This is a genomic window from Nocardia coffeae, assembly GCF_019890715.1.
GTDB classification, from domain to species: Bacteria; Actinomycetota; Actinomycetes; order Mycobacteriales; family Mycobacteriaceae; genus Nocardia; species Nocardia jiangxiensis.
On record NZ_JAINZY010000044.1, the window covers coordinates 1 to 2,559 of the forward strand.

The 2,559-nt window shown below is 64.4% G+C and carries 4 protein-coding genes and 2 pseudogenes; 1 reads left to right on the top strand and 5 read right to left on the bottom strand.

Translation table 11 applies throughout. The features are described from left to right. From K7711_RS46895 to K7711_RS46905, 3 genes and pseudogenes are all read right to left on the bottom strand, one after another. A pseudogene (locus tag K7711_RS46895) lies at positions 1-360 on the bottom strand (hypothetical protein); the annotation flags it as partial. A 70-nt stretch (positions 361-430) separates the two neighbouring features. Continuing rightward, positions 431-793, bottom strand: a complete 363-nt coding sequence (locus K7711_RS49535) for a DUF732 domain-containing protein (protein WP_222979634.1) — start codon at positions 791-793, stop codon at positions 431-433. Positions 794-921: 128 nt separating this feature from the next. Next, a complete protein-coding gene (locus tag K7711_RS46905) occupies positions 922-1,245 on the bottom strand; it encodes a DUF3761 domain-containing protein (protein ID WP_308015257.1) in 324 nt (107 codons plus the stop codon). 358 nt (positions 1,246-1,603) lie between these two features. Between K7711_RS46905 and K7711_RS46910 the strand changes: the two genes are divergently transcribed. Next, complete coding sequence (locus K7711_RS46910; RefSeq protein ID WP_222979636.1) at positions 1,604-1,936, top strand: hypothetical protein; 333 nt, start codon at positions 1,604-1,606, stop codon at positions 1,934-1,936. Here the strand turns inward: K7711_RS46910 and K7711_RS49610 are convergent. Both K7711_RS49610 and K7711_RS49550 read right to left on the bottom strand, forming a co-directional pair. Beyond that, complete coding sequence (locus tag K7711_RS49610) at positions 1,898-2,317, bottom strand: recombinase family protein (RefSeq protein ID WP_235748900.1); 420 nt, start codon at positions 2,315-2,317, stop codon at positions 1,898-1,900. The genes K7711_RS46910 and K7711_RS49610 overlap by 39 nt on opposite strands. Before the next feature lie 61 nt (positions 2,318-2,378). Then, a pseudogene (locus K7711_RS49550) lies at positions 2,379-2,537 on the bottom strand (recombinase family protein); the annotation flags it as partial. Between the last annotated feature and the right edge of the window lie 22 nt (positions 2,538-2,559).

Consider the following 2,559-nt stretch of genomic DNA (forward strand, 5'->3'; position numbering starts at 1 on the left):
GCCGTCGGGCATGCGGCAGCGGTCGTGGTCGCAGGTGTAGGGCCGCTTGTTCGGGTCGCTGACCATGCTGTGTCGGCTGTAGGACCACACGTGGGCGTCGGTGCGGTCGACCAGTACGCAGTACACGGTCCGGCCGTTGGCTACATGGGCGACATCACCGGTGTTCTCGCAGTAACTGAGCAATGTGACCAAGGGGCCCGGCGGCGCCGGTGGTGCCGCAGGCGGTGGTGCACTGGAGCCGCTGCCAGATGGAAGGAGTGGTTCGGCTGCTGCAGCAGCCGAACCGATCAACAGCGCTGTCGCGCCGATGGCTCCCGCGATCAGCCGGAGCGCAGTCCGTTGCGGTACATGACGAGACATCGCTGTTCCTCTTGTTTGGTCGAGATCTATTGGTCGAGATCGCTTTTCCTGCGATCGAAGGAAAAGTCCTCTATCCAGCGGAACCGGTCGACGCTGGCGGACCTGGCGTCGGCCCCAGGTCGGCCGGACGATTGAACGGGCAGTAGTTGTCCACTGCGGCACCGGCGATCCGATCGCCGACCCAGGTGCCGAAGCGTGAAGTCCCAATCCGCCGGACCTCTGCGGCGGTGAGGCCACCGCCGGCGAAGCCCATGCATATCTGATGGGCTAGCTGGATCCCATCGGCCTGCCAACCCGCGGATGCCCCGATCAGACCCGCCTCGATCAGGAAAGCACGGTCAGTGCCGGAGTACGAGTCCGCAGACGCGGTGCCCGAAAGCAGCGCGACCGCGGTAACACCTGCCGCGCAGACGACGAGAGCAAGTTTCCTCATCTGGATTGCCTTTCATTCTCTCACTGAAGGATCTGGCTGGTCAGGCAGCTGATCGGGGGGTGTCGCTCTGCGGGGCAACCCGTCACCACCTGCCATGTTGAATTCCCCGGTGTTCCGTGCAACGAGGGCTACAACCAGCGGGCGACACCGCCGTGGTGCGAACAGGTGCCCGCGCGATGTCGGCTGAAGCTGTAGGTACCGTCCTTGCACTGGGCGGTTGCCCCGTCTGGGGCGGTGGGAGCTTGCTCCGGGCGCAGGACGCAGACGTGGTCGACGTTTTCGTATTCGTCTGCGCCACAAGTGATCAGGACTGGGGCGGCGGTAGCTTGCGGGGCCAGGACCGAAACCAGACCCACGCCGGCGGCGAACAACCAGGTCGCGAGTGCGACTCGACGAGCTGGTGGCCTGCGCGTTCCAGCAAGGCCACTATGACGGCGAGCGTCGCTGTTCACTTGTGACTCCCTACGACCGTTGAACTCACAGCCGGAGGAAACTCCAGCGCCCGAGCCGAAGCTAGCCGTAATCCATTGCGGCTGTCCACATTCCGCTGCCGATTAGGGTGGGCTGCGGGTAACAAACGGACCGGTTTCCGTATTCACTCACCCCGCTGGGCGGCGCAACAATGACATCAGGGCCTCGCCAGGTGCCGTCATCAGGCGTCGTGCGGGGGTACACCCCAGCACCACGCTTCGACCTTCGCTGAAAGTATCCGCATCGGCGTACCGACGAAATCTGTTGTGGGCGAACGAATTCCAGATATTCTTGTGTGTTACAGCTCGGGCAGCCGAAGCACGTCCGGGGGGAACCGATATGTCGTATCAGCGAGTGTTGCTCATTGCCGCTGTCACCGGCGCGCTGATCACTGCGGCAACGCAGGTGGCGGCGCAGCCGCCGATCAATCAGCAGGCGCAGATCGTGGCATGGGTCAACGACAACCACGGTTGGCTGGTGCTGTTGCGGCGCGGGCATTACAACGCGGTCGCCGATCAGGGATTCGGCTTCGACAAGGCGGTGCACAAGCACAACCTGACCGATTCGACGATCATCACCGCCGTGGTGCACGACCCCGGCGCCAGCGGAGTCGGGGTGCCGGTGAGGATCGTGTTAGGCCGCCGGCTGACAGGCCCGCTGGAAAACAGCTGAATGCCATAATCGCTGATCAGCTGGTGGGGTTGCCCGGGGCGAGGTGGCGGTAGATGGTCTTGGGGGAGACGTTGAAGGTCTCGGCGATCTGGGTGAGCGTGTACTTCCGCTTGCTCGCCCGTCACGTTCTTCGTACATCTCGCGTGCCTTGCTCACCTGGAGTTCGGTCAGGGCGGGAGGCCGGCCGCCGGTGCGGCCGCGGGCGCGGGCGGATTCGAGGCCTTCGAGGGTGCCTTCGCTGATCAGGTCGGCGGTCATTTCGTCCATGGCGGCGATGACGTGGAACAGGAACCGGCCGGCCGGGGTGGTGGTGTCGATGCCCTGTTTGAGCACGATGAGGTCGATGCCGTGTTCGTCGAGTTGGGCGGCGAGTTCGGTCATGTGGCGGACTGAGCGGAACGGCCGCGACAGGCGGGTGATCACCAGTTTCGTCGCCGCGGCGGAGGTGTTCGAAGCATTTGTCCCATTCCGGGCGGCGAGCGAGTCTGCCGGATGCCTTGTCGACCCAGATCCGTTCGCACCCGGCGGCATTGAGTGCGTCGAGCTGGGAGTCGTCTTTCTGTCCCCGGGTCGATACTCGCGCATATCCGAAGCGGCCCATGGGCGGAACTGTCCCACAAAGG